This window comes from Kribbella catacumbae DSM 19601 (assembly GCF_000372465.1).
Lineage (GTDB): Bacteria > Actinomycetota > Actinomycetes > Propionibacteriales > Kribbellaceae > Kribbella > Kribbella catacumbae.
This window is the reverse complement of record NZ_AQUZ01000002.1, coordinates 124,302-150,620: the sequence shown is the minus strand read 5'-3', so window position 1 is coordinate 150,620 and position 26,319 is coordinate 124,302. Positions and strand designations below refer to the sequence as shown.

The 26,319-nt window shown below is 64.6% G+C and carries 29 protein-coding genes; 7 read left to right on the top strand and 22 right to left on the bottom strand.

The features are described 5' to 3' along the window. Positions 1-1,284: 1,284 nt before the first annotated feature. The 4 genes from A3ES_RS0102875 to A3ES_RS0102860 all read left to right on the top strand — a co-directional run bounded on the left by A3ES_RS0102875 (position 1,285) and on the right by A3ES_RS0102860 (position 4,536). Entirely contained in the window at positions 1,285-1,764 is a 480-nt protein-coding gene (locus tag A3ES_RS0102875; RefSeq protein WP_020385265.1) for a hypothetical protein, read from the top strand. 57 nt (positions 1,765-1,821) lie between these two features. After that, on the top strand, positions 1,822-3,126 hold the full coding sequence (locus A3ES_RS0102870; RefSeq protein ID WP_020385264.1) for a ParM/StbA family protein: 1,305 nt from the start codon (positions 1,822-1,824) through the stop codon (positions 3,124-3,126). Positions 3,127-3,202: 76 nt separating this feature from the next. Continuing rightward, positions 3,203-3,913 (top strand): N-6 DNA methylase, encoded by a 711-nt coding sequence (locus A3ES_RS0102865; RefSeq protein WP_202806425.1) that lies wholly within the window; start codon positions 3,203-3,205, stop codon positions 3,911-3,913. Continuing rightward, complete coding sequence (locus A3ES_RS0102860; protein ID WP_020385262.1) at positions 3,910-4,536, top strand: hypothetical protein; 627 nt, start codon at positions 3,910-3,912, stop codon at positions 4,534-4,536. Before A3ES_RS0102865 ends, A3ES_RS0102860 begins: the two co-directional genes overlap by 4 nt. Positions 4,537-4,660: 124 nt before the next feature. On the opposite strand, the gene A3ES_RS46030 is transcribed toward A3ES_RS0102860, so the two are convergent. The 14 genes from A3ES_RS46030 to A3ES_RS0102775 all read right to left on the bottom strand — a co-directional run bounded on the left by A3ES_RS46030 (position 4,661) and on the right by A3ES_RS0102775 (position 19,367). Next, positions 4,661-5,116, bottom strand: a complete 456-nt coding sequence (locus A3ES_RS46030; protein WP_157630295.1) for an NADAR family protein — start codon at positions 5,114-5,116, stop codon at positions 4,661-4,663. 146 nt (positions 5,117-5,262) lie between these two features. Next, entirely contained in the window at positions 5,263-5,940 is a 678-nt protein-coding gene (locus tag A3ES_RS50945) for a bifunctional (p)ppGpp synthetase/guanosine-3',5'-bis(diphosphate) 3'-pyrophosphohydrolase (RefSeq protein ID WP_020385260.1), read from the bottom strand. 508 nt (positions 5,941-6,448) lie between these two features. Continuing rightward, complete coding sequence (locus tag A3ES_RS46020; protein WP_157630294.1) at positions 6,449-7,561, bottom strand: EcsC family protein; 1,113 nt, start codon at positions 7,559-7,561, stop codon at positions 6,449-6,451. Positions 7,562-7,643: 82 nt separating this feature from the next. After that, positions 7,644-7,973 carry a hypothetical protein gene (locus tag A3ES_RS53730; RefSeq protein WP_026162505.1) on the bottom strand — a complete coding sequence of 110 codons (330 nt, stop codon included), beginning with the start codon at positions 7,971-7,973 and terminating at the stop codon, positions 7,644-7,646. Beyond that, a complete protein-coding gene (locus A3ES_RS53725; protein WP_157630292.1) occupies positions 7,957-9,093 on the bottom strand; it encodes a hypothetical protein in 1,137 nt (378 codons plus the stop codon). Before A3ES_RS53725 ends, A3ES_RS53730 begins: the two co-directional genes overlap by 17 nt. Before the next feature lie 373 nt (positions 9,094-9,466). Then, entirely contained in the window at positions 9,467-12,163 is a 2,697-nt protein-coding gene (locus tag A3ES_RS46015) for an ATP-binding protein (protein ID WP_020385256.1), read from the bottom strand. Next, positions 12,160-13,983 carry a hypothetical protein gene (locus tag A3ES_RS0102815; protein ID WP_020385255.1) on the bottom strand — a complete coding sequence of 608 codons (1,824 nt, stop codon included), beginning with the start codon at positions 13,981-13,983 and terminating at the stop codon, positions 12,160-12,162. The genes A3ES_RS46015 and A3ES_RS0102815 overlap by 4 nt, the downstream gene beginning before the upstream one ends. Further along, the gene (locus A3ES_RS0102810; protein ID WP_157630291.1) at positions 13,976-14,452 is read right to left on the bottom strand and encodes a hypothetical protein; all 477 of its coding nucleotides are present in this window, start codon (positions 14,450-14,452) and stop codon (positions 13,976-13,978) included. The genes A3ES_RS0102815 and A3ES_RS0102810 overlap by 8 nt, the downstream gene beginning before the upstream one ends. Positions 14,453-14,747: 295 nt before the next feature. Continuing rightward, a complete protein-coding gene (locus A3ES_RS0102805) occupies positions 14,748-15,296 on the bottom strand; it encodes a hypothetical protein (RefSeq protein WP_020385253.1) in 549 nt (182 codons plus the stop codon). Beyond that, positions 15,293-16,594: an ATP-binding protein gene (locus A3ES_RS0102800; protein ID WP_020385252.1), complete on the bottom strand. Its 1,302-nt coding sequence runs from the start codon at positions 16,592-16,594 to the stop codon at positions 15,293-15,295. The genes A3ES_RS0102805 and A3ES_RS0102800 overlap by 4 nt, the downstream gene beginning before the upstream one ends. A gap of 1,339 nt (positions 16,595-17,933) precedes the next feature. Beyond that, a complete protein-coding gene (locus A3ES_RS0102790; protein ID WP_020385250.1) occupies positions 17,934-18,308 on the bottom strand; it encodes a hypothetical protein in 375 nt (124 codons plus the stop codon). Between the two features lie 67 nt (positions 18,309-18,375). Then, on the bottom strand, positions 18,376-18,606 hold the full coding sequence (locus A3ES_RS0102785; RefSeq protein WP_157630290.1) for a hypothetical protein: 231 nt from the start codon (positions 18,604-18,606) through the stop codon (positions 18,376-18,378). Positions 18,607-18,713: 107 nt separating this feature from the next. Continuing rightward, on the bottom strand, positions 18,714-19,004 hold the full coding sequence (locus tag A3ES_RS0102780) for a hypothetical protein (protein ID WP_020385248.1): 291 nt from the start codon (positions 19,002-19,004) through the stop codon (positions 18,714-18,716). A 12-nt stretch (positions 19,005-19,016) separates the two neighbouring features. After that, positions 19,017-19,367, bottom strand: coding sequence for a hypothetical protein (locus tag A3ES_RS0102775; RefSeq protein ID WP_020385247.1), 351 nt, complete (start codon positions 19,365-19,367; stop codon positions 19,017-19,019). Positions 19,368-19,796: 429 nt separating this feature from the next. Here A3ES_RS0102775 and A3ES_RS53720 point away from each other — a divergent pair, with 429 nt between their 5' ends. Both A3ES_RS53720 and A3ES_RS0102765 read left to right on the top strand, forming a co-directional pair. Next, positions 19,797-19,952, top strand: coding sequence for a hypothetical protein (locus tag A3ES_RS53720; protein WP_157630289.1), 156 nt, complete (start codon positions 19,797-19,799; stop codon positions 19,950-19,952). An 86-nt stretch (positions 19,953-20,038) separates the two neighbouring features. Further along, entirely contained in the window at positions 20,039-21,127 is a 1,089-nt protein-coding gene (locus tag A3ES_RS0102765; RefSeq protein WP_020385245.1) for an IS630 family transposase, read from the top strand. A gap of 398 nt (positions 21,128-21,525) precedes the next feature. Here A3ES_RS0102765 and A3ES_RS0102760 read toward each other — a convergent pair whose 3' ends face one another. From A3ES_RS0102760 to A3ES_RS0102725, 8 genes are all read right to left on the bottom strand, one after another. Further along, the gene (locus tag A3ES_RS0102760) at positions 21,526-22,005 is read right to left on the bottom strand and encodes a single-stranded DNA-binding protein (protein ID WP_020385244.1); all 480 of its coding nucleotides are present in this window, start codon (positions 22,003-22,005) and stop codon (positions 21,526-21,528) included. Positions 22,006-22,380: 375 nt separating this feature from the next. Beyond that, a complete protein-coding gene (locus A3ES_RS0102755; protein WP_020385243.1) occupies positions 22,381-22,611 on the bottom strand; it encodes a hypothetical protein in 231 nt (76 codons plus the stop codon). Positions 22,612-22,890: 279 nt separating this feature from the next. Further along, complete coding sequence (locus A3ES_RS0102750) at positions 22,891-23,241, bottom strand: hypothetical protein (protein WP_020385242.1); 351 nt, start codon at positions 23,239-23,241, stop codon at positions 22,891-22,893. A gap of 183 nt (positions 23,242-23,424) precedes the next feature. Next, entirely contained in the window at positions 23,425-23,673 is a 249-nt protein-coding gene (locus A3ES_RS0102745; RefSeq protein WP_020385241.1) for a hypothetical protein, read from the bottom strand. Positions 23,674-23,821: 148 nt separating this feature from the next. Further along, on the bottom strand, positions 23,822-24,427 hold the full coding sequence (locus A3ES_RS0102740; protein ID WP_020385240.1) for a hypothetical protein: 606 nt from the start codon (positions 24,425-24,427) through the stop codon (positions 23,822-23,824). Between the two features lie 70 nt (positions 24,428-24,497). Then, positions 24,498-24,806: a hypothetical protein gene (locus tag A3ES_RS0102735; RefSeq protein WP_020385239.1), complete on the bottom strand. Its 309-nt coding sequence runs from the start codon at positions 24,804-24,806 to the stop codon at positions 24,498-24,500. Next, complete coding sequence (locus A3ES_RS0102730) at positions 24,803-25,276, bottom strand: hypothetical protein (RefSeq protein WP_020385238.1); 474 nt, start codon at positions 25,274-25,276, stop codon at positions 24,803-24,805. The genes A3ES_RS0102735 and A3ES_RS0102730 overlap by 4 nt, the downstream gene beginning before the upstream one ends. A 47-nt stretch (positions 25,277-25,323) precedes the next feature. Further along, positions 25,324-25,593: a hypothetical protein gene (locus A3ES_RS0102725; RefSeq protein WP_020385237.1), complete on the bottom strand. Its 270-nt coding sequence runs from the start codon at positions 25,591-25,593 to the stop codon at positions 25,324-25,326. Positions 25,594-25,876: 283 nt separating this feature from the next. Here A3ES_RS0102725 and A3ES_RS0102720 point away from each other — a divergent pair, with 283 nt between their 5' ends. Then, the gene (locus A3ES_RS0102720; protein WP_020385236.1) at positions 25,877-26,215 is read left to right on the top strand and encodes a hypothetical protein; all 339 of its coding nucleotides are present in this window, start codon (positions 25,877-25,879) and stop codon (positions 26,213-26,215) included. Positions 26,216-26,319 lie beyond the last annotated feature (104 nt).

The window sequence follows — 26,319 nt, the reverse complement described above, 5'->3', positions numbered from 1 at the left end:
CGGCGGCTCACTCGCAGCGCCCGCAGGGCATCCCTGTGTTGATTGCTGGCGGCGAGCGCGGCGGTTCATCCGGGCCGTTTGGGCATGCCGAGCGCAGCGAGGTCAGGGAGCGCCAGCGACCGTTGGAACCCGTCGGCTATGCCGACCAACACGTCCTCGAAGCGCAGCGGAGAGGGGCGAGCGAAGCGACGTCTTCAGGGCACGTGTTGCCAGGTTCTCTTATGCCCTTTTCTTCTCCGCCTTCTGTTCCACGTCCGGAGCGTTAGCGGAGGACTGGAACGCTGGTGTATCAGGCGAAATCGTTGGTACGTACCGGTCCGGACTCTGGGTCATCTTGCGCGGAGCGCGTGTACGGTCCGGTGCTGTTTCGCCTGGTCTTGGCCCTCTGATGCTGTTCGCTCTGATCGGCGCGCGTGGCACCGCCGTACGGATGCGCTTTCGCAGTCTCGCGAGGTACGAGCGGCGCACTCTTCCTCCGTCTGTACGGATGCTCGCTTTGGTGGGTCTTCTAACCGCCTACGGCTCCGCAATACCTTGCCGCTAGCGGCTACCACAGCGGCGCCACAGGGTGGTCCGACGCTCTATCGCCCTGTGGTTGGCGCTGTGGATCCACAGGCTGTTGCGCCGCGCAGCGGTTTGCCCCCTCATCGTGTGCCGGAGTTCGATTGGGCTCTTTTGGGCCGGCATCCGTGACGGTCGTCGGCATCGCTCGTCCGACGGCTGTCGTTCCGGCACTCGTTGCATCGCGCCCGAGGTGGGCCGCAGGCCCTTCACAGCTACTGCGCAGCAGTCGTGGGCGCATCAAGAAGAAAGCTTCAAGCGCAGGGCTTGCGAGTGTCGACCGGCACCCATCCGGTCCCCGTATGGGCCCGGACGCGTCCAGATCTCGCCTCGATGGCGTGCATCACTGGGCTGCGAGAGGACCGGGGCGCATCGGGGTCTTCCGCCGGTCCCGTCGACAACGTCTGGCGGCGCGCTCCGGGTCGATGCTGGGCGCTTGCTGGACCCGGGCCCGAACCGGGGCGGCCCGAATACCAGGCCTGTCCCCTATTGGAGCGCTGACAAGACCATCAACGGGCCACGGTAGGAGTTGGCGGGTGGACTCGGCTGGGTCTGATCGACGGCCTTGCCGAGCCCCGAGGTGACCCCGAAGGAGGATAGGTCTTTAGATGGTCTTTAAAAGGTTTGCAAAAGACCATCTAATACTCATAGGATGAGGATCGGATAGAGGACTCAGGGGCGACCTGGCCGAGTCCCGTAGACGAGGCCGAGGAGAGTGCACGGATGACCAAGACCAGTCAGCCAGAGGCGGCAGATCCGCGGCGGCTTCGCTGGAGCGTTCCCGCAGCAGACGTCTCGGTGAACCAGTGGCTCGACCTCCAAGAGAACATCTCGGGCTCGCTCCGGCTGCTGATCCGCGAATCGATCGAGCGCGATGGTTACATCGACGTCGTCAACAAGCCGGTAGAGCAACTGCTCCGCCCCGGACAAGCCCAGCCGGGCGCTACCGCGGCAACGAAGCCGGCCCACCTTTCGCAGGCGGAGTCCGTCGTTCAGCGAGGCGAGCCACACAACCAGCTGAGCGATGCACCGCCGGCAAAGGAACACGACCATGCGTCTTCGACCGCGGATCGACTTTCCGGGCCGGTCGAGTCCGCCGATGAACCCGCGGCTGCACCGGCAGCCACACCCGCGCAGCACGAAGCACCTGTGGTCCGGGAGCAGGTCTCCATCGACGAAATCATGTCGTCCACCCGCCGGTAGTCCAGTGCCCGCCGCAGTGCCGCAGATCACCAGACCATGCAAAAGAAGGATCCAGACATGAGCGCAGAGACCATTACCCTTACCGGCGGTATCGACGTTGGCAACGGCTACGTGAAGGGCGTCATTCGCAACACAGAGACCGGCGTCTTCGACGAGATCGACCTCCCGTCAGCGGTCGTGTCAACGACCCGCCAGAACCCGAAGGTGCCGCTCCCGGACGCGACCGCCGCCGAGGTGCTCGGCGATGACGCCGCAAAGGCAGGCGATGACTTCTACAACCGGCTCGACTGCACGATGACCACTCCTCTGATCGCCGCCAGCGACCGCCGCATCTTCGGCCGCTCGTCGCTCCACGCGCGAGGGTCGAAGTTCACCGAGTTCGAGGTCTTGGGCAAGCACAGCAAGGTCGACCAGGAACTCGCCAAGGTGCTCGTGCTCGGCGTCTTCGCAGCCAAGGCACTGCGCGACCACGTTCGCGCAGCGGGCACCCTTCCCGACCGCGAGCTGCGTGTGAGGATTCGCGCCGGTTTGGCTCTGCCCATTTCTGAGTTTGTCGCGCGCCGCCATACCTACGCCGCCGAGTTCATGGGCGCTGCTGGCACTGCCGCGCCAGTGGTGCACCTGGTCACGATCAAGAACTTCTCTACGCCGGTCTCGGTTCGTCTCGAGTTCGTCGATGTCCAGGTCATGGCCGAAGGCGCGTCGGCCCAGTTCGCCATCACCGACAAGGGCGAGCCGCTCGCACAGGCTCTTCTCGACGATCTCCGCGGCCGCCAGGGTCACCTCGCCGAGGACGTCACCGCTGCCCACCTGGTGGCGGTCCGCAACACCATCGGCGTCGATGTCGGCGAAGGCACGGTCAACTTCCCGGTTTTCACCGACGGCAGATTCAACCCCGAGGCGGCCTTTACGCTCGAGCAGGGCTATGGCACCGCGCTCATGAACGCCATGGAGCGCATGAGCGAGTCGGATTCCTCATTGCAGTTCACGTCGCGAAAGCAGCTCGCGGACTTTCTCCAGGGCGAGCCCTCAATGCTGCAGAAGGGTAGGCACGAGCGGGCTGCCGGGTTCGTGACCGATGAAGCGAGGTACCTGGTCGATGAGATCGTCTCGGCTTTCGGTGACGTTCTCTCTCAGGCCGGCGCGACGACCGAGGTCGTCTACGTCTACGGCGGCGGCGCTGGACCGGTCCGCGAGTTGCTGCACCCGGCACTCCTGCAGGTGGCCGGCGACATTCCGGTGCTGTATCTCGACTCGAGCTACTCGCGGCACCTCAATCGCGAGGGCATGTACATCGCAGCGCGCCACGTGGAGATCGGCAGCATTACGCAGAGCGAGACCACTGCTGAGGTGGCTGTCTGATGGTCCCGCCTCTCCTCATGCCGCATTTCGACGATGACGTTGGCGGGCCTACATCGTGAGTGCCTACCGGGAGATTGTGAAGCTGCTCGAGGCGAACGCCGGCGCGAAGCGCATGTCGGAAGTGTTCGACGACTTCGTCGAGATGTCGGCGCTCGCCTTCCGCAACGCAGTGGATCTCCGGGGGCGCGATGAGCGCGAAGCGCAGTACCTGCGTACGGCGGGACGCTACGACCGTGAGGAGCTGGACCGCTTCGGGCTCGCCCTCGCACTCGTCGTGAAGGCGATGGGTGACGAGCCCTGCGACGTACTCGGCCGCCTCTACATGGAGCTGGCCTTGGGCAACGACCGCCTCGGCCAGTTCTTCACCCCCTACGACGTCGCTCGGCTCATGGCTGGGATGCACATCGAGGCGCTGGCCGACACAGTGAGGACCTGCGGATTCGCCAGGCTCTACGAGCCGACATGTGGAGCAGCCGCATTCATCGTCGCCGTGTCGCAGGAGATGCAAAGCGCCGGGCTGAACCCCCAGACCCAGTTGCATGTGACGGCAGAAGACATCGCACCCCAGGCCGTCCACATGGCCTACGTCCATCTGTCGCTGCTCCACATCCCCGCGGTCGTGCACCGTAGAGACACGCTCACGATGGAGACCTTCGATAGCTGGCCGACCCCGGCGCACGTCCTCGGTGGATGGGGTTGGAGGCTCCGCTGGACCGACGCTGCGAGAGAGCTCCAGACGCTGCTCAGCGCGACACCGCCACATTGCACAGCGCAGGCCCGCCCGTGACGAGGCGAGACTTCAAGGCCTCGTGCCACCTGAGTCGTGATGTCCTGGTCTCGGACGCCACCAGAGAACAACTCGCCGCGGCCGAGTCTGACGGCGCCGGCCGAGGCCGGTGGGTCGACGGCGCCGGGCGCGCGATCCCGGTCGCTTGCGACTTCACCACGAACGAGCCACCGCTGTTCGACGCCCACATGGCCGAGATGCATGGCCGCAAGCTCGGTATGGTGCACGCGCCGTTGACCGCCTACTTGAAGACGGGTCCGCGGTTCTCCTGGCGCCAGCCGACGCCAGCCTGGATCCGGGACGCTGCCAAGCGCTGGAAGTGGCGCCCGGCAAAGAACCCGAAGCCGTACGCGCAGAAGCCGATGCAGCCAGGAGCGCAGGTCTTCTGGACGCAGTACGTCGACGGGCCGCTCTACTTCGACGAGGAACTCGGCCGCGAACGGCCCCGCTGGTGTGCAGTCGAACGCACCGGCCAGGTCTGGTCACACGGCTACGACACGGCAGTCTGGGTTGTCCCCGAGCAACCCTGGCGAGATGAGCTCGCAGTGCTCCTGCGCCGGCGGAAATCCGGCGGCGAGCTCGAGGTCACCAGCACCTACTCGCGGCGTTCTGAGGAAGAGTAATGACCACCACCCCGTCACCGCTGACTGCGAAGGTTTAGGCCAGAGTTGGGCAAAAGAGAAGCCCTCCCGGATCAGAGCATGAACTCTGCACCGGGAGGGCTTCTTCGGGTGAAAATCGGGAGCGTCAGCTGTGACGAGCGCGGAGGACCATCAGCAGCTCGCCGAGCATATTCGTACCAGGAGACCGCTCGTGCCTCGGGCAGAAGCACGAGCCCCAGTACTGGTCGTGCCAGTGATTTGTCTCCACAAGCACGCTGTCCTCGGTACGCACGAGTTGGTAGCGAAGGGCAGGGACCGCGAATTTGGCGGTGAGTACCTGCCGCATGGCCCAGACCCGAACGCCGGCATCCCAACCGGGCCGAAGCGTCACCCGGCGGCCGCGCCGCTTACTCTCCCCCGGCGTCGGAGCGTCGAGCACATGATGCTGCTGGTCTTCGTCGACGGTCTTCAATGCGTTGAACGCGTGCTCCGCCGAGGCAACCTCGGCGTCCAGGAGCGGCATGAGGAACGGTGTCTGGTCAAAGTTCGACAGGAAAGCGAGCTCTCCGGTGAACATGGGTGTCGGATCGAACTGGCCCACGGCTATCACTCCAAGTTGTATCCACTCGTCTGGCCGGGCGCCCCCGAATCAGCTGTGCTGATGCCTGATGAGCACCGCTGAGCGCCGAAGGCAGATGGATCGCTGGAGCGAGGCTTGCCGCAAGCTGGCGCGATCGGAGCGGTAGCTCACACCACAATGCCCAGCTCGCCGGCGAGCTCTTCCAACTCTGCCGTGAGCCGGCACAGGTCGGCTGCGGCCGCAGACCAAGCGAACTCAGATGTTGCCTCCAGACCCATAGCACTCAAGCCCCGTGAAACCTCGCGCACGCACGGCAGGTACTTACGAAGTAGCCGCAGCATCCGCTCGTCCTGCCCGTATCCCAGCTGGTAGGGGATCGATCCAGCATTGTCTTTGAGATCGCTGGCCTTGATCAGGACCGCCGGAGTCCGCAACCACGCCAGCGCCGCCATGTGGATCTGGTAGCTCTCCAGGTCGACCACAGCAGCAGGGTTCGTGACCTGATGCACGTGCTGTGCCGTCCCATCGCCGAAGAGCCGAGCCAGGCAATCCCGTGCCGTCTCGTCTTGACGACCAAATATGCGGAGCAGTTCTTCGGAGCAGTCCTCTACTACGGCATGCAGCAGAGCCGCGGCCAAGACCTCTGGATCACGAACGCCCCATCGCATCAGCCGTAGCGCGACGCGAAGCGGGTGCTCGATGTACGGCACCCACGGCAGACGACCACGAACGAACCTGGTTTGCCTGCGGTGCAGGAAGGATGCCATCGCAGCGGCGGAGGTGATGAGCTCGCTCGACTCGGGCATGAGTCGGTGAACCTCACGGCCGAGCTCGAAAACGAGCATCGACGGATCCATCTGTTTGAGTGGGACCTGAGGAAAGTCAGTGGGCAGTGCGCTCATGGTTGTGCTCGCATTTCTTTGTGGGAACGAGCTACTCGATGGTCGCTACTCCCCCGGCGCTGCAACGCAGCGCAAGATGTCCCGTCACCTCGTGCCGTCGCGAGAACCGATGGCCACCTGCTCCCCACCTCACGCCAATCCCGTCGCCCGGACCGACTGTCGCCCCTGAACTCTGGAACGTCATGGCACAGGATCGTCGAGCAAACCACGTCCCGACCACGAGTCTTTGCTGGCTCTTCGCGATCCAGGGGTGTAGGTACGGACCGAACCGCCTGTCCCGTGGAGCGATGAGGCTATGTCGTCATATTCCGGAAGCCGCGTTTTGGAGCCGCGGAGGTGTATAGGCGAACGTTGATCGCCTGGATGGACCCGTTGCGGGCGCCGCGGCGGCCGAAACGCGAGCACCTTGGCGGCGCCGAATCTTCAGGGTCAATGTGAACTGGCCCGGGGTTCAGGGGATGTCGGGTCCGCCAGCCTCTGCGAGTTCACCGAGCACGCTGATCACCTCATCGGTGTTGTCTGGAACGGCAGAGCCGACATCAGGAAACGATCCGGGGGCTTCCTCGTCGGCGAGGTGTGGGTACTTCTCAAGAAGGAACCGCCGTCGGTACGCAACGTCGGCGGCGTCAACGATCGCCTCTAAGGTGGCCCAGTTGAGGGTGCCGCCAACGAGAATCCCGACTGCGGGCACGACCTTCCCGAGCCCCTGCTTGGTAAGGCGGACGCCGAATGCCTTCGCGAACTGTACGGAGACTCTCGCAACAACTGTCTCGTTCAGGACGGCCCACGTCTTGCCGCGGACGAGTGCCTGGGTGAGCCGCGAGATGTCGGCCATCGCGCTGGTTTTGGCGGTGGCTGACATCGCCGTCCCGGCGTTGACGATTGACATCGCGAATAGCTTCTCAGCAGGCGCCTCGGGATGGTAGCCGTAGAGCAGCGAGATGTGACCGACTGAGCGAGACGCGAGGCCGAGAACGACTGCGGCGTCGCCGGTGAAGGCGCCGGCGATTGCTGCGCCCGAGGGCGCTGCCGCGGCGCCGCCGGAGGCTGCGGCGACAAGCTCGCCTCCGGAGATCACCAGTCCTGCACCTGCTCCCGAGAGTGCCGCAGCAGCCGGGTAATACCAGTTCGCTCCTCGTCCACCGACAGCGTCGATCTGCTCAAGGTCGAGGCGACGCAGGTCAGAAAGCGATGCAACGTCGTGTCCGCGCTTCTTGTGGATCGACACCACCCGTTTGGACGAGAGTCCAACTCGCGAGATCCGTCCCACCGTCCGCCGTGCAGACTCTAGAGCAGTGCCTGTCCAGTCGGGGAGGGCATCGGCGGCTAGGCGAGCTCCGGTGCCGACTACGTGAGTGCTTCTGGCGGCGACTTCCTGCCCTCGCGAGACGGCCGATTGGGCCCGTGGGTGATCCTCGAGGTACTTCGTTGCGCGCGTGCCGAGGCCGGCGGCACGGCTGGCCATTTGCTCGCCGACGTTTCTCGTCCCTCTTGACAGTGGCCGGCCTTTGAACCGTTGGATGTCACGCCATGCCGCGAGCTCGTAGTCCGAGGGATCCGCCATGCCGCAAGGGTAATTGCACAGAGGACGAATCAGTAGCTGCCGGCGACGGCGTTGGCCTCGATTGGTCCCAGTCGCTCTGAGGCTATCGATCTGATCGCAAGGCAGACCCCGCCGAATCGGCTACTTCTTGGAGTTGACCTATACCTCCCGCTCGCCCTGGCAGATCCTCCGGAAGCCGAGCATCGCCATCAGCGACCAGACTCTCGTGGATCATCGTTAAGATCCTGATCCGCATGGCGGTATCGAGCTCACCGATATTCAGGAAACCAACATTTTCTTCATCGATCTCACGGATCTCTTCAGCGATCGGTTCACCATCCAACGCGGTCACAAGGTAGCTCATTACAAAGTTGAAAACCCATTGCGGGCCATCCCAGCGCTCACCGCCGCCAAATTCAATCGTTCCGGCCATCGAATCCATCATCTCCAACAATAAATACACGCGGATAGTAGACTGCAAACGTGTCGCGGATTCTCTGACACTGCTCCGGAGTGAACTTCGCGACATCAATTGGCACGAAATCTGCTTTCTCCAGGTGATGCTCCACTTTTTCCTTGAAATTATCCCACTGGCGATCCAGAAACTTTGCAGGAAAATTGCCGATGGCGTCATATGTGCGTCCATCTGAGTCAACCCAGTCGTATTTCTCGTCGGCGCTCTGTGCGCGTTCGAGTTGAACACCTCGCTTGGATTCGATACGCAATGCCGTCTCGGTTTCACCGGGACGGAACTGCTTAACCGCAGGATCGTATCCGAGTTCGTACCTACGTTGAGCCTCATCTTCAGTCGTCACCGAGACATCCGTAGTCAACTGATCGCCGTCCTCGCTGGTCAGCGACCGCTCGAGCCTGGCGTCTGGGCTCGCGGATGGTGCAGGGTCAATCGCTGCCAAGGACAAGCCTTCAGATTCATCGGCAGCACGTCCGGCGGGCTGGACGACCTCGCGGCCGATCTCAATGCTCTGTTCGGCGATCTTGGCGCGCGCCGTGGGGTCCTCGGCATCGTCACCGTGCTCTACAGTCTCGTGACCCGCGGGTGCCTCCTGCACGCCACCATCGGCATGGCCCTGCCAACGTGCATCGGTACTCGAGGAGCGCTCGGTCTGTTCAGGCAGAGGGGAGAGATGTGGCAGCACCGGCGTATCGGATTGTGGCGCGATCTGTTGAGGTACCGCATCAGGCTCAGCTCGGTCCTCAGAACTGCGGTCTGGGTCACCGAATGGTTCCGGCCGGGAGGCTTCGGAGCGGTCCGTAGAGGGGTCCGAACTGTTCTCAGACTCCGTAGCAGTCGCTTCGACGGCAACTGTTGAGCCAGTCGGTTCGCGATGCACCACATCGGCGGTCGGTTCGTCGCCTGCGGCTTGTTCGTCGCGCCCTCCTTCGATCTGCAGTGCTCGGTCCGCGTTTCCAGTCACGGCCGGCTGCTGATCTTCAGTGATGCTGGCGTCGCCGGATCCCCAGCCGAAGCGTGTAAACGCCGGGTGTTGCAGCATCAATTCGCGCGTGGCCGCAGACACTCGGTCGCCGGCCACCTGAACGCCTGATGTGGCGTCGCCAGAAGAGCGTGGAGTGTCTACCGTCGCTGCGTCTCGCTGACTTGGTTGTCCGGCGGGATCTACGGCATCCCGATCCGGCTGGACCGAGGATTGATCCGGCCGATCTTCCTGGGCCTCGTCCGGCCGTGAGGCAGGCGAGTCATTGCTTGACTCAGCAGGGGTCGTGGATGGCTCCTCGACAGTTCGATCGCCGGCGCCGTTGACACTCTGTGGCCGGCGGTCTGCAAGTTCCTGCTGGCGGTCAACAGCGTCCGAGATAGGCCGCTCGACTGGAGCGTCAGAGCTGGACGTCTGGCCGGAAGAGTCATCCGGTTCGATGGGTTCGGGTCTTCGTGGCCGGTCCATGAAACTATTCACCCGCCCCTTCCAGCATCCGGAAGACGTGACGGTGCCATTGCCCAGGCACCGTCAGTTCGTGGGCTGCGGTGATCAGCTGCGAGTACGGATCAGTGCCCGTGGACAGACTGGCTGCGGCCCGAAGGAGCGTCCCATCACCGAGAAACAACGACGGCGAAGCCTTCTCAGGTTGGATTTTTGAGTAAGTCACGATCTGCTCCTCAAGGGTCGATCCCCACAGCTTCACCCCACGAGCCGCCCACTCCTCCGTCAACGGGTGCGGAGCATCAAACGGTCCGGTGTAGGTCTGCAAGGCGTCGGCCACGTCCGCGAACCGATAGGCCCCCGCCTGCCACTCGATCTCAGTGGTCGCGCAGCTGAGCTCTCGCCGCCTCACGATGCCAAGGACAGCCTCGGCCAGATGGTCGATGAGCTGAGCCGGTACGACGTGATGCTCGATCGCCGACGCCCGTCCGGCAACAGCCGCTCCCACGGCCTCGGCAATCGCACGCTCCACCACCGCCGGCGAAACATCATCAAACGCCCAGGGCGATTGCGGCAGAGGCTTGGGGGCAGCAGCCAAATGAGCCACCGTCAGCAATTCGACCCACAAGACGAATCTCGGGTTCTGCTCAAGGAGCTGAGCAACATCAGCGCTCTCGCGAACTGTAGAAAGCCGCGCCCGACGTCCGGCAGCCTTGACCGTCGGCGCTGTGACGGCCCGTCGCTCGCGCGGTTCGCCGAACGGGATGCGAACCCGGACAGGACGGTCCATGCCGTCGGTGAATACAGCGGCCTGACCGGGCGGAAGCGACACGACGGCTCGGGACTGAGGTTCTTCAAGGTTCATGGTGGCGCCGACGGTTTCTCGGTCGTCAGCGGCGGGTAGCCGGTGCAGGATCTTGAGCGCAGAGTTCTTGACGACGTCCGGGATGACCTTGCTGGGGATCTGCTCCGCAACAACGATGCCTTCGCCGTACGCCCGGATCTCGGCGAGCAAGCCGGCAAACATCTCCACTGCGTGACTAGCGGTGCCGTCAGTACTTGCCTTGAGCAAGCGATGCGCCTCTTCGACAACGGTCACGTGGCGCAGGCTGGAAGACGGTCCACGCCGCATGCGAAGGTGTTCGATCAACCGGATCAGTACGACGCCCATACAGAACGCTTTGTCCTGGTCGTCTCCAACGTCCTCGAGCTCGAGCACCACGTTGCGGCTGAGCAGATCAGCAACGTCGAGCGGGTATCCCCCGCCGAGGAACCGGCCAGGCGTCCCGAGGAGCAGCGAGGTCAGGCGGACATCGACGAAGCCGCGGACGTCCGCCGCGAGCTCAGCGCCGTACCCGATGTCGTCAACGACCGCGCGCGCTGTCGTTTGCAGGTCGGCGAGGGACGGGTATTCGGTCCCGCCTCGGCTCAGCGCGAGGTCCCATCCGTACGACGTGTAGCACCGGTTCAGCGCCTGGCTGAGCACCTGTGGAAACGGCTCGTGCGCCTCGAATGCCGCGAGGAAGAGCGCACGGACAAGGTCGAGGTGCGTCTGCAGCGGGAACCCGGCTTCGGGTTCCAGCGGGTTCAAACTCAGCGGTACGGCGTCAGGGTCGCCGAGCCGAATGACCGCAACACTCGAGTCCGAGCCCAACCGGCCGGCCATCGCCGCGTACTCGGCCTTCGCGGGCTCAATCACCAGCCACGGTATGGATGCGTCAGTGAGCCCTTCGAGCAGATGCCGGATCGTTTGCGACTTGCCGGACCCCGTAGCGCCGGCAACGAATGCGTGCCGGTTCAACGTGTCCGGCGAAACCGTCATGCTCCCGACCGCCCGCCCGGCCGCATCAATGACATCGCCCAGCGGGATCCCGTTCACCGGCGTCTCAGGCGTCAGGTCGAACCGCACCTGTTCGACCACACGGACGCCGGCAATCTCACGCACCGGCGGTCGCCCGATCGCAGCAAGCAGCTCACCCGTCGCCGTGAAGCCCGTCGGCTCGGGTGCACTCGCCTCGGCCACGGCCGCTTCAGTGCGAATCGCAGGCTGCGGAGTCAAGGCGTAGGAGGTGGCGTGCAGGTCGGCCACCCCGGCGAAGGTCTGCGCGACAAGTCTCGCACTGGCTTCATCGGCCCCTCCTGCGAGGATCTGCACGGACCACAGGCCGCCTTGTGCGGCGGAGAAGTCGCGGTAGCGGGCGCGGTTGCGCTCCAGCTCGAGCGCGTCCCTTCCTGAGACCTTCTCGCGGTCCAGCCCCATCGTCATCTGCAGATGAAGGTCGTCGAGCAGTTCGGAGCGCTCCCCTGCTCCGACGGGAGCAGCCGTGATCAGCCAGGCGAAGGCCGGCAAAACCTCGGCCATGTCCTCCAGCGTTCCGGCTGGTTCGACCTCGGCCTCGGGCAGCGCGGTGAGTACGTCGTGCGCGCCATTCACCTCTGCCCAGTAGGGAAAGTTCACTGAGTCCGCATCGGCAGCTCGTGCGCCGACCGGATAGGAAACTGAACCGTCCACAGGCTCGATCCCCACCCTGACCTCGAGCGGTCCGCCGGCCACCGCGCGAGTCCAGCAGCAACTGAACGGCCGCCCGGCCGATGCCAGCATCATCAGCGTCGGCAACAGCCCGCGCCGAAGCGCGGTAAGGCGTTGCGCCGCATCCGTAGTCGGCCCGCCGGCCAGCGGCACCTCGGTGATGCGCCACTGCGGAATCGCGCTGTTCGAGATCATGAATCCCCCAACCGCGGATCGCAGTCGCCGAGCCGCGGACTCGCCGGATCGAGCGGGTCCACCATCACGAAAGCGGTTGGTGACAAGCCCTGCAGCACCGTCGGCTCCATCGAGTACTCGTACGTGCGCTGATACCCGACCGACGTACTCTCCGTCGAGCCGCTCGATTCCGAACTCGTGATCGCCTCCGACCACGACGTTCCACCCGTGGTCGACGACGAATACTGCTCACCAGACGTCTTGGAACCAGACCGGTGCCGCCGGCTGAACAGCAGCCCGAACGTCGCCTGCCGGCTGTCCGATGTCTGTACGCCGACCGAGTCGCTCGTCGAGGCGCTGTTTCCGCGCGTGGTGCTGTCAGACGTCGACGTGGACGTGTTCGTCCCGTGCGAGTACGTGAACTGGCTCGCCACCAGTCGGTGCTGCCGACCGATGAACGTGGCGGCCTGCTCGGCTTCCTTCGCGTTCCCGAGGCGCATGAACAGCACCGCGTCGCCGCCGCCGAGGAGTTCCACGGCGCTGTCGCGCAGATGCGCGAACAGCAGCACGAGCCGGAGCCCGTTGCGTCGGCAGATGCTGTCGAACCGCTCGAGTTCCGGCCGCGCGACGGCATCCGCTCCAGCGATCACGAAGATGCGCTCGCCCAGCCCCGACAACTGTCCGCGCTGGATTCGGACCATCGTGATCTGGAACATCAGGTGCCGCAGCAACGAAGCAGACAGCTCCGACTCACGGGGCGAGAGCTCGAATACCCGCAACGAAACCTCGTCGCCGTCCCACCCGTCCATCGGCTCATCTCCGGTGACGGCAGACAACCGCAGCACGCCAGCAGCCAGACGGAACAACCGCGCCTCCGCCGTACGCCGCGCAGACTCGCTGAGCAGATCGGCCAGCTTCATGTACTCCGGACGCGTCAGCTCACCCCGCTGGTCCGGCGTTAGCTGCCGCAGCAGCACCTGGAACGCCAAATGAAGCCTCGTGAACGTAACCGGACCATCGGTCAAGCACTCAACAATCTGCTGGACCAAGCTCGCGTCGACACCGCGCGACTCGTTCTGCTCGGGCTCTGCCCCGCGCAGCCCTTCCGCGATCACCACACCGATCTCGTCCGGGCTCAGGCCAGTCAGCGGATTCAGAGCCTTCGCTTCGTTCGGTACGACGGCCGACCGCATCGGTGCGCCGTATTCGCCGGCCATGCGGCGCAGCGGCTCAACGACGGCATCCTGGGTGAGGTCTAGTACCACGAGCCGCCCGCCCGCACTCATCAGCGAGCTGCCCATCGCGAGCAGCGCAGCACGCCAGCCGGCTGCGGTCCCGCCGTACAGGTCGACGCGCTCCTTGGTCACCGGGCCTACCGGCACCCATGGACGCACGGCACGGACCTGTAGCGCCTTCGTCTGCTCCCGCTGGCTCAGCTCCTGCTGCCAAACCTGTACGTCCCGCTCGAACCCGGCCATCGTGGTGACACAGTCGGCCAGCCACCGCTGGTGCTCCTTGACCGCAGCCTGGCGCAGCATCTCCGGACGACCCCAACGCAACCAGCCGAGACCCACTGCCATCACGGCAGGCATCAGGGCCAGCAAAGGATCGACGGCGACGTAGACCACAGCCGTTGCGGCAATGACTCCCGCCGTCGCCCAGGTCAGGACGGGACTTACCCGGGCTGCAGAAGCACGCTTGGTCTCCAGCGTAGCGAGCGTCGACGGAGGCGGCACGGCGGGAACTGGTGGGTCTTGCTGCTCGACGACCACAACCTCTTGCCCGCGGTACTCCCAGCCCCACTGCTCGGCCTCACGGGTCGCAACGATCGGTTCAGCCATGCGACGCCCCGGTCAGCCGCTCCAGCACCACACCACGCGCCAGGTCGGCGAGGATCGCCTCGGCCTCAGCCACGGTTGCCGTCGCTCGGCTGACTGTGGTGTTCCATTCCGTGTCGTCTGCGACGGTGAACCGTCGACGGCATCCAGCGCAGTGCGTCGCGGACGTGTCGGACCAGGAGGCACAGTATGAGCAGCGGCGCGCCCGCAGCAGTCGCTCCGCTGTGAATAGTCGCCGACGCTCCATCAGCGCGCGCTGCCAGCGGGCTTGTGCCTGCGGCAGGTACTCGACCAGTTGCTGATCGGTGAAATTCATACCGCGCCCGGCCAGGACAGCCGCCGTCAGCCTGGCTGCGGCATCCCGGTGGACCGCGGTCGCCTTCCCGATCGGGCCGACCGTCACCAGTAGTGGGAACCAGCCGAGTGTCTGCAGCCGCAGGGCAGCGCGGCCCCGATTCCAGCGTAGGGACATGCTGGAGCTGTCGTCGGGATCGATTGTCCAGCCGGCTGGGCGTAACGCGCTCTCGAACAAGCCTCGCTGCGGGGCATCCAAGGCGGCATGCGGCAAAAGCAAGTGGGTGTGCTGCCGACCTTCGAGCCCGGCCCGCGTGCCAGCCACAGCATCCTCCCGAAAACGTGCGGTCTCCCCAGTGGGCCGCGCCAGGGCAACTGTAGTTACTGAACGTGCCCAGCGCACCACAAACCAGCGAAGTCGGTTCACAAATGCACAAGCGGTGTTTGTGCTGTGCTCTCTTTCGGCTGGCTGTTCAGTCGCTGAGAATCTGGCTGATCAGCTCCCCTACCTTCGATCGTTCCTGCGGCGTGAGTACTTCCTGAAAGCCGTCGGTGCCGTGGAAATCGTCCAGATAGGCAATCAGTGCCTGCAGCAACGCGATGCATTCGAGCGCGTAGGCCGGTAGGCCTTCGTGTGTCTGGAGCTCGGTCCCTCGCACGCCCGCCTCACGCGCGGTCGTGGCGTTCCAGCCGGCTGCCGGGTTGCGACGGCGAAGCTCCAGCCCGGTCCGCGGCTCGAAGAACTCATCAGCACGAGCGGCGTTCTTGCCCAGTCCTGCGATGAACTGTGTGACTTGTGCACATTCGGCTGGCGTCAGAAACTGGTCGAAGCCGTGCGGGGCGTGGAGTTCGGCGACGTAGGCAGCGAGTGCTTCGGTGCAGTGGATGATCGCAGCCATCTCTCTGTCGGAGGCAGCGTCTGCGATCGCGGCGACCTGGGCTGGGGTGTCGATGACGTCGTCGATATCCAGATTCAGGCCGGGTACTGTGCGCTGGCGTTCGGCTGATGCAGGTTGAGTCATGGCCCGCCAATCCCTCGTCGGCTGCGCTGGTCTGCGCTTGCACCTTGGCCTAGTTGCTTGGCTCGTCGTCCAGAGCCAGCAGTCCGGGAGCTTAGTGGACGCTGCTGTGGCGATCCCCGCAAGACGTGGATCGGAGAGCCGATGGGAGGGCGGTGGCGCAGTATCCAGGCTTCTGTGCCGGGGTTGCTGAAAGCAAGCCGGCCAGCCGCATCTTCGATGACCACGTCTTTGCGCACCAGGGCGTCGCAGGCTGGCTCGAACTGGGCCCGATCTGCTCTTGGCAGGTGCGCACGCAGTACTGCGCGGGCGCGCGGGAGGTTCCCACCGACGCTAGCGAGGGCTTGTGCAACTGACTGTTCTGCTGGTGTCAGAATGTGCCATTTCGGTGCGTGGACTTGGCGGTCCAGCTTGGGGATGGCCCGTTCGATGCCGTGGTCTGCGGCGGCCACGGTCAGCAAGGCTGAGTTGGGCGACATTGCCTTGCAGGCCTCGTGGGCGGCTAGCTGTAGGCGTTGTGGATGTCCCCGCGAGAAGGTCAGGAGTCGCTCGTAGGCGCCCGGCTCGATAGCGATTCCGCGCGCTCCGGCCGTGTGCAGCAAGACCGCCAGGGCCTCGCTTGGTGTCAGGGGACCGAGCCGACGGGCGTTGATGACACCAGCGCGATCGGCCCGGGCGAGCCGTAGGTCGCCGGCGGGAGCGCTGGTGGCAATCACGCCGACCGGAGACCCCGCCCGTGAGCATTGCTCGAGACCGGTACAGAGCTGCCGGAGCTCGGAAGGCGACCAGTTCTCGAGGTCGTCGACCAGGATCATGGCGGGGCGGGCGGATCGGGCAGCACGCTGGCCGGCGTCTACTAGCTGCTGTGCGACGTCGCACGTGGTCTTGGAGGGCCCGATCTCGACTGAGGCGCCGACACCGCGCAGCAGTCCGATCGAAAGGCTGCCGCCGTGGACGCTGCCCTTCAGACGCGCCGATCGCTCTCGAGCTCGTGCGGCGAAGCCGCGCATCCGTTGGGAGTCGACGCTGTTGCGGAAGATGTCGCTGAGGTCGTGCGAGTCGTATTTGCTGATGACAGCCACCTGCCAGCCACCATCGGCCAGCTGCTTGCTGGCGGCATTGAGGAGCGCTGTCTTGCCGATGCCTTGGGTGCCGTGAATCAGCAAGCCGTTCGTGTCACCGACCTCCCCTGCGGCGACCCGCTGGGCTAGGTCCCGGATCGCATCGAATTCGGCGGCGCGCCCATGCGGCCACAGGGGTACGTCACCGGGCTTAGGTGTGAAGGGACTGCCGTAGCTCATCCCGCCTCCTGCCCATGTGACCTCGGTCTGAGTCTCGATCGTAGGTCGATGAGCCGGATCCCTGCAGAACTACCTGTGGATAACTCGCAGCGCAACAGCGAAGCAGGCCTAGCGAACGGGGAGTCCTGTTATGCGGCGTGGGGCCTGGGTCGCGTCAAGTCGACGCTCGCATCAGGCATCGTCGGGGTGTGGTTGTGTCTGGCCTCGACGGTGAGGGAGCATGGTTTCGGTCTGGGAGCACCCACCTCCGTCATGGGTTGGTGGATTCAGTGCGGCTGGATCATGAATGCCCCGTCTGATGCAGGTGCGAAGCAGAGGTACTCCCTTCACTTCGCGCTTTCCAGCGGGGCATTCGCTTTCCGGGCCTCGCTCGCGTATGGCTCCGTCCCTGCCCGACTCGAAGCCACTAACAGCGCGAGGTCCCGCGGTCGGCACCTGAACGGTGCTACGCAATTCGCACCATCGACCTGTCAATGCCGAGGGCAACAGTCTGTGGGGTCCTGATCGGACTGTCGGGGTGCGTGCGCGATCAGGCCGAGCCCAGTTCAGATTGGTAACACAAGAAAAGCCCTGCCGGCCGAAGCTGGGCAGGGCTTCTCGCAACTCTCTCAGTGGGCGGTCAGCTTGCCGCTCTCTTGATCTTCCTCATCGAGGAACGCACCCACCGCATCAGTGTCCACATTCGGGGTGCTGGGCCCCCGCCATGCACCCCGCACCCGGGACAACCCAGGTCAGCAACTACAGCCTCGAACCAGGCCTCCGGGTCAAGGCTGTCGGCGATCTCATCGGGGACACCAGCGCGGTGGCTGATGTTCCAGCGCAGCTCGCCGCCGAGCGGATGCGTACAGTTCCCCGGTGATCCCTGCCAAGGGAAGCGGTTGTCCTGCCAGCTCCCGTCTCTGAATTTCGTGATGGGCGCGCCACAGTCAACACATTTGAACCAGCCCATTTCATGCCGCAGATAGTGCGTGTCCCATGTCTTCCTGCAGTGGGCGCAGGAGATCTCAGCCATTGTGTACTCCCTTCAACCGCCGTCCGGGTCATGGCCAGACGGCTACTGCCTGAGTGACAGTGGGCCAGAAGCCGGCACAGCGGCCGGCGCCTCACCCGCAGTCCTCAAACGGCGAGATGTCACGTCGACGGGCTCTTGCCCTGCGCGGAAAAAGAGGACCCCCGCCGACGGAGCGCCAGGCTCGATCGGCGGGGGTCGCCCGGAGTACTCGATTTGTCGGTCCAGGTCAGCGGGAATCTGCCTGGCTGCTGATCCTCACGGTCGTCGCCGCTGAGGGGTCCCCGTCGCCCTGGGCTCTGACGGGGGCATTCGAGATCACGGTGTGGATCAGGGCGTGGTTCCGGCCAAGCCGTCATCGTGCGGAGGCAATGTTTCGGGGCCGGTGGTGGCTTGCGGATGTGCGAGGTGGTCGGCCATGCCGTCGCGGTCGACGATCAGCACCCGCCAGGGCGCCGGGATGCCACTTTGCTGACGGGTATGGCGGTACATCTCGGCGCTGGCCAGAGTCATCGCGTCGCTGGTCGCTTGGGCGGCGCTGTCGTATCCGGTCTGCAGGGTGACAGTGGCAGTGATGCCGCCTTCGTCGGCGATCAGCGTCACTTGGTCGTTCGGGTCGGCGGCTGCCCGATGCAGGATCGTCGCGGCGGTGGCCCTGGGAATTGTGTATTGCAGTTCGGCGTACTTGTGGACGAGGTTGGTCAAGCAGCGCTCCTCAGCTTGGTGTGCTCAACGGGGCCGCCGGCACCGGGCGATGGTTCGGATTTGCTCGCTACGTTTCCCCGTAGATATCGATGTGGAGGGCGTCCACGCGATGGCTGAACTCGATGTCGGTGATGTCAGCGGCCTTGTCGAAGAGCCCCTGGAACATGATCGAAACTTCCTTCTGGTCCTTGTGCAGGTTGCACTCAGGAGAGGTCTGGTTCTTCAGACAGACACAACCGTGCTTGAGCTTCATTGCTTGCCATGCAGCATCGATCTCGCCTTGAGATTCTTGGCTCACGGCTTCCTCCGTGGCTCCGGTGGCCCTGTCGATCGTCTGGTGTTCGTGGCTTGGATCTGGAGACGGTGCCGCGTTAGACCGTGGTGGGCTTGATGGTGGTGATCGTTCTAGCCGTCGATCGTTTCCTTGCCTGCCGGTGCGCCGTAGATCGAGGCGGCCGCGGCCGGATCATCGAGTGTCAGTTGCTTGTTGGCCCGGTAGGTGAGCTTCTGTTCGCGCGGGCTCCAGTGGTTCTCGGTGAGTAGGTACCGGTGGCCGGCGACGACCAGGTAGCCGGCGGCTTCCAGTGCCGGGTGCATGGGGGGCGACACTCCTGTCACGAACAGTGGCGTTGTCCACCCGATGTCCCATACGTAGTCGCCTGGGTTCAGGTCCGACACCGCGACGGGCTGGCTCATCCAGCCATCACCTCATTCCGGGGTTCGTCGATGACCGTCGATGCCATCGGACTGGGCTGTCTGGTTCTGCGGTGGTTCCGCGGCCCAGGCGCACAAGGTGGCGAGGTTGACCGCGGCGATGTCGGTCGAGACCATCACCGCGCCGGTGAACTCATCGCGAATTACGCGAGAGAAGATCACGTGCTGCTCGAGTGGTTGCTTCAGGGTGCGCTGGATCGCACGGGGCCAGTGGCCGTGGGCAGTGAACGCGCGTCCCTCGACTCTGGCGTCGAGGTAGCTCTCGGCCGCGTGCTGCCAGTCGGTGCTGAGCAGGTGCTCGTCGGTGAACTGCGTGTACTCGGAGCGGTCGTTGATGAGCTGCATCGAGTGCTATCTCCTCTGGGGAATGCCACAGACCGGCGCTGTCGATCTGTGGCGCGTGATGGGCTGGGGTGAATTGGACGACTCATCGGTGTCGGTGCCCTTGGCAAGTACGTGAAGTGCGGCAACGTGCCATCGGACATCACGTCGGTGTCCACGGGCAGGCCTCGTCGCGGGCCTGGAGCGTCTCGGGCTTCTGCTCAGCACCTGGCAGCCCAGATGGCCAGCCGGATGCGGCGCCGGTTCGGGGATCTTCAGGGATCGGTGAGTTCAATGAAGAATCCTTGTGGAGCGGTGACGCAAGGCCGGCACTGGTTGAGGTCAGGCAATCCGGTCCGTAGCCGCGATCTGGTCCCAGGCCGCTGTATGCGCTGTGACGTCGAGGCCGTGATCGGCAGGGAGTGGCTGTCTGACCTCGTTCCAATCCCGCCAATGCGCGAGCCTGGCGTCTACTTGGGCGTGGTCGATCCTGGAATCGCCGTGGTGGCGGGCCAAGCGCTCCGGCACGCCGGCGTGCTCGACGGTGTGGGCGGTCAGCAGCAGGCCGGCGAACTCTGGCTCGCCCAACGCGCACAGCAGGTCAGCTAGTGCCTCGTCAAGAAACGTTGGCGTTGTAATCGTGTCGGGTTGACCTGGCTGGGGCTGGTTTTGGAGGCTGGCTGTCGGAGGTGGCGATGGGTCGACAGCCTGAGGTGTTCGTGCGTGCGTTGGAGCCCGAAGAAGCGGCTCGGTTGGTGAAGATCACCCGCACGGCCAAGGACCGGGTGCGGTTGCGGCGGGCCGGGATCGTGCTGGCCTCGGTGCAGGGTCGTAGTGCTGGTGATGCGGCGGGGATGTTCGCGGCGACGGCGCAGTATGCGCGGGAGGTGATTCACGCGTTCAACGAGTCCGGGTTCGCGGCTTTGGACCCAAAATGGAGCGGGGGGCGACCGAAGAGGTTCGGCCCCCCGGTTCGTGAGACGGTCTGCCGGGTCGCGAAAACTCCGCCGCAACGGCTGGGCCGGCCGTTCACGACGTGGAGCCTCACGAAATTGGTCGAGTACCTGGCCGAGAACAGCAAGATCCGGATCAGTACCGAATCGGTGCGCAAGATCCTGCGGGCCGCGGGTGTCAGCTGGCAAGCTACCAAGACCTGGAAAGGCAGCCGGGACCCCGAGTTCGCGTCGAAGATGGCCCACATCCTCGACCTGTATGACCATCCACCAGCTGATGGCCGGGTGATCTGCGTCGACGAGTTCGGCCCGCTCAACCTCCAGCCCCGGCCTGGTAGAGGCTGGTTCCCGGTCGCCGGCCCGGCCAGACAGCGAGCCACCTACCATCGCACCGGTGGCATCAGGCAGATGCTCGCCGGCCTGGACCTGGCCACCGGCCAGATGTTCTACCGGTTCCGCGACCGCAAACGCTGGCAGGAGTTCCTCGCCTTCCTCAAGCAACTCCGGGCCAGGTTCCCGACCGGGAAGCTGCACGTGATCTGTGACAACTTCTCACCCCACAAGAAATCCGAAGTCGTTGCCTGGTGCCGTGACAACGGCGTCGAGTTAGTGTTCACCCCGAGCAACGCCTCCTGGCTGAACTGGATCGAGTGCGAGTTCACCGCGCTGCGCTACTTCACCCTCGACGGCAGCGACTACCCCAGCCACACCGCTCAGGAGAACGCGATCGCCGGCTACGTCCGCTGGCACAACAAACGCTCTCAACCCAAACGCCACTTCGCTGTCGACTCCAAGATCCGCCGACCCGATTACCTACCCAACGTTGCTTGACGAGGCACTAGCGTTATTGCCTCAGAACAGAGCATGCGTGGCGCGAGTCCGTCGACCATCGCGTGTGTGGCCCAGGCAGCGCGGAAGCTCTGCGCAGCACGCAATACCTGGCCGCGGTGCAGGAAGCGCCACGTCTTCGACAGCAGTGGTTCGGGCATGGGGCAGCACTCTCAATTCATTTCCGCTGGTGGGGCCCTCTGGGGGCTGCGGTGGATCCGGGCGTTCGCTCAGAAAGTGAATGGTGGGCCTGGCCCGGTGCGGATCCTCGTCCAGGTCAGGACCGGGCCACGCTGATCTGCATCGGCGCGGCATTGTCCAGAAGACGGGAACCATCTCCCGGCAGCCGATGCCTGGTGTGGTTCCCGTCCGCAGGTGTCTGGGCTGCTGGCCGGATGTGATCAGCCGAAGGGGAGTTCGGAGCCAATCGGCGAGCTCTGGGCCCCGGCAAGGGCCTTGGCCTGGGCCGGCGCAGCTGCGCGGGCCGCCTGGTTGGTCTGCTCGGCGGCGGCAACGCGTTCAGCCAGGCGGGCCTGGGTCACCTGAAGCGAATCGAGGAAAGTGATCTTCTCGACGACGACCTTCAGGTCGAAGATGTTCTCGCCGTTGCGGACGTAGGAATCCATGCGCAAGGTCGTACTCAGCGCGACCTTGTCTCCCTGATGGATCTTGGCGAAGGGAGTCTCCTCGAAGGTCGTCTCCTTGCGCACGAACGCCTCGACGGAGATCGCGTCCGACAGTGCCTCGCCCTGGGCGTTCTTGTAGTCGCGGTCCGCGAAGACTGTGAAGACGACCTTCTGCGAGCCGTCGCTGTTGTTGAATCGGATCGGGTCGCGGGCCAGACGGCCGATGAGGGTTCCGTGGTTGACCGGGTTCGACATGTTGTCTCCTTGGGTGAGTTGGCTGGATGGAGGAGCGGGCACGGCCATGGACTTGCTGGTCCCATTGCCGAGACGGCGTGCAACAGGTGGCTGACTGGGCTCGTGGCGTGCCTCGAATGGGCTGCGCCGTTCAGACGACTCGTCACAATTCAGTAGTCATCTCAAAGCCCGAATCGGCCTCGCCGATCGAGTGCAGTAGCGCTTTCTGAGTCGCGGATCAACCACGTCGACCTGGCCTGATGCCCTGCTGTGCTCGGGTCCCTGGCCTCGATGAAGGTCTTCCGAACACCTGGCGCAGGGAGAGGGGCTGTGATGATGGGCGCGCCAGAGCCACCTGAAGCAGGCATTAGATCGGCCATCACAGCGTCATGCAGATCAGCTCTTCAAGCGGCTGCGAATGTCCTGCTCGAGTTCTTCGAGCTCCGAGTCGTCGGCGCCCGGACTGGCAGGCTGCTTGAGGACGGCAAAGAACGCGATCAGGTTCTGGGTCCTCAGCTCGACCTGGATCTTGTCCTGAATGCGCCGCTGCTCTTCGGCGAGCTTTACGAGTTGTTTCTGTGCTACGGCGATGTCGATCTCGGTCTCGCTCGGATCGTGTGCGGGCATGGGGCAGTCCTCCTGTGAACGCCGTAGGCCTCCTCCGGCCGAGGTGTCATGCACCAGTCGACGGGATAGGCGGTTGAGTGGCGACAAGCAGACCGCCGAGGCCGAGATCAGCCAGACCAGGTGTGCTGTCCAGATGAAGCCCGGATCAACTCCGTTGATCCCTGCTCGTGTTCTGCCACGCCGCATCCCCCACTGAAGCTGGCTGTTTCTCTGCCTCCCGGATGCCTTGCGGGCTCGCCTGGTAAGGGGCGTGCTCGTCCTCCCTCCCGACCACGCTGGTCAGCCCTCTTGTTTCGGGAGGATGCGCAGGCGTACGGCCCGCGCCGAGAACGATCCAATGCTGTGCTCACTGACGATCTCTGCCAGGCCTGCGTCGATGAGGCTCTGTGCGACGCCCTCGCCTTCGTCGCAGTCCTTGACGAACACTTCGTCGTCGGCTGTTCGCGAGATGCCGTAGGCATCAAGCGAGATGCTCAGGTACTCCTCGGGCTCGCCGTCGCCGGTGTCCAGTACGAGTAGCCCGGTTGCCGGGTCGTGGAGCACTGTGCCGACGAGTTCGACCAGGCCTCCGGAGAAGCGGATCGGTACCTCATTGCCGATAGTGGTCATGGTTGGCTCGGGCCTGGTCATTGGGGTCTCCTTGGTGGGCTTTGGGCGGGTCGTTCGGGAGCACGCGCAGAGGGCGGCACTGCGTCACACTTCTGGGGCGACCTCTGGGCTGCCTGGTCGTTCCCGAGCGAGCAGCGGTCGGATCGACCATCACCTCTTTCCATGACTCCTTGCTGGAGGTCGGGCCGAATGCCTCCTCCACGGCTAGATCGCACCCGGTACGGGACAGACCACGCTCCCTGCTGCGAGGTGCGGTGCTGCCTCGCCGAGGAACTGAATGTGGGTCAGCTCCGGACTGAGCCAGATCTCGTCGTCCAGGCGCGGGTCGTCCGTGTGGACGTCTGCCTCGTACTCGTGCATCACCCGACGCGCTGACACCTCATCCTTGGCGATTGCCACCATGCTGATGATCGGCGCGTCGCCATCTACCGCTGTGCCGTGATAGATCCGCATTGGACGGTTCCTGTCTGCGTGGAGGGGTGGACGAGGGGCGTCTGGCTGCGGCTGTCCTTGCATCGCGCTCCTCGAAACGGGGCGGCCGTTCGCATGCCCTGGCCTGGGAGTCCTGCAGCGGGACACAGGCCCAGGTGGCGGTGACCGCTTAGCGAGCAGTGCCGCTCGAAGTGGCCGTTCCGCTCGGAGTGGCTGTTCCGCTGCGAGTCGCGGAGGCGGTCGGAGTCGTGGTCGGCTCGACGGTGGTGGTTACCGTTGCTGTCGGGGACGGCGTCGGTGTGCCGATCGGCTCCGGAGTACTCTCGCGGTCAGCCACGCAGCCGTACCGGGCGCCGTACCCTTCGGGCCATACCCCGACTGGGTAATAGCCGGGATAGCTTGGATAGCTGCGGTAGTCGCGGCCGTAGTAGTTCACGATTACCGGCTGAGGTGCGAGCGGCATGTTCTTCCGGTACGGCTTCGACCAGTTTCGCCCGCCGGTGTTGTAGCCGCCCCAGGTGCTGGGCTTGGTCGACGTGCGCCAGTACGGGTTCGTTGTCGTCTTTTTGCTGCTGCCCGGGTTCGAGCCAGAGGTCTTCATCGGCCGGTCTTGCACCTTCGACGAGGTGCGCTGGGATCCCGGCCTCGGCGGGCTCGGCTTCGACAGGCTACCTGCGATGGCGGCACAGGCCTGCTGATCGTCGCTGCAGGCCACCAGGGCACCGGCGCCGATCAGGACGACGGCGAGGATTCGTGCGATGTTACGGAAGATCACGGCTCTCCTGTCTTGGTGGCTACCATGCAGGGCAGCACAGGGATGGTGTTGCAGGTGCTCCTCATGCACGTCATCGAGAAGTCGTTGTCAGCGAGCTGGCTTGTCTCGCCGCCGGACCGATAGCCGTACCCCATGGCGCGGTGCCGGCCGCAGCGAGAATGACGATCTCGTCGGGCTCGTAGACGCAGCTTTCGTCGTCGCCGACGCGCGTGCGCACGCTCAGTTCGGAAGCGAATGGATTGGGCTCCCGCACGACAACTTCGACCACCTCGGCGATCGCGAGCTGAGGCAGCCCGTCGTCGTTGCAGATCGGCACGATCACCTGCTCTCCGGTGCGGCCGGTGGCGCCGAGCTTGTCGGTGAAAGTAGCGGTGCTCATGACGGCATCCCACTTCCATTGGACCGCCCAGCCGTGCTTTTGCACGTGGCTATCGCTGGGGTCGGTTTCGGACTGACCAGGACGCCGGCGAGGTCGACCCTGCGGCCGCGCGCGATCTCGGCGGCTGACACGACGATGCGATAGCCGCCGGCCGGATAGCTCGGGTGGTCGGACGAGACCACAGCACAGCTCCACGCACCGCTGTTGCGCTTGCGCGGCAACGGCTCCTTGTCAACGCGACCAGGCCGCGAGTCCGGCCGGTAGTCGAGGGGGACAACGACGACACGGTGCGGTTCCGTGGTGCGCGGCGGCTTCCAGGGCAGCTCGACCAGCATGTCTTGGGGCCAGTCGGCAAGAGTGATCGGCAGCGTGGACAGGTAGTGGTTGGTCGAGCCCTCGGGGGACTGGGCGAGTCGCGCCTGCTCCTGTCCCTTGGTCTCGAGGTAGCCGATGCGTTCGAGGAATGACATGGTGATCGGTGCTCCCGCTTCGGGACGTGGGTGAGCGAGTACGTGGATCAGGCCTGCGCGTACTCCACTGCGTAGACGGGCACGTTGGCGCACAGGGCGTCAAAGGTTGTCGGGAATCGTGACCAGTCGGTGTTCTCGTCGATGGCGATGTCCACCCGGTCCCCGTAGGCGATGACGTATGCGGCTGCCTGGCGGTCGACGTACGTGGCGCTCTCGCCTTTGAACGGGATCTGGTACCAGGTTCCGCCGTCTGAGCTCACCGGAAGGTTCAGGGTGATCAGTCCGGCGTCGATTCGGGTCATGGTCTTTGTGGGCATGGCAGATGGTCCTCAATGTCGTGTCGATGGATGAGACCTGCAGTGGTCATTGGAGGTCCTGCGCACGCGTAGTGCTGCGGGTTCCGGCGCCCGGACTCAACCGGGCGCCCTGCAACCAACCAGGTTTCTTCTTCGCTGAGATCCCGGATCGACTCTGTCGATCTCACTAGCCCAAGCCGACCCGCAGGCACAATGAACCATCAGATCGACATTACATGGGTATCTAAATGGCTTAGTATGATGTATTCATAAAGGACGTGGATGCTCACCGGGGAGGTTCAGCATGTCGGCAGTCGTCAACCAGGATCGCCGGGAGCGCGCGGTCGTGCGCCTCCATCCGGACGTCAAGCAGCGGGCGGAGTACTGGGCCCAGCGCCGCGGCTACACGTCGGTCAACGAGTACATGGCCGAGGCTGTCGACGAGAAGATCCGGCGCGAGAACCTGGACTACGACCTGCCGACCCTTGAGATCGCCCGGCTCAATCAGCTGGTCGACGAGGTCAAGGCTTTGTCGACGAACAGCGCGAATCTCGAGCGGGTTGTCACACAGGGCTTCGACTCCCTCATCGGCCTCACTCGAGGCGACAACTATCTGCTCGATGCCGAGGACGGGGAGTTGTGATCATGGGTGGCGGCAGTTTTCAGGACCTGCTCGATGACGCGAAGGCCAACGACTCCATGGAGGTCGACACATCCTTCCTCGACGAGTTCCGGCGGACCGGCGCG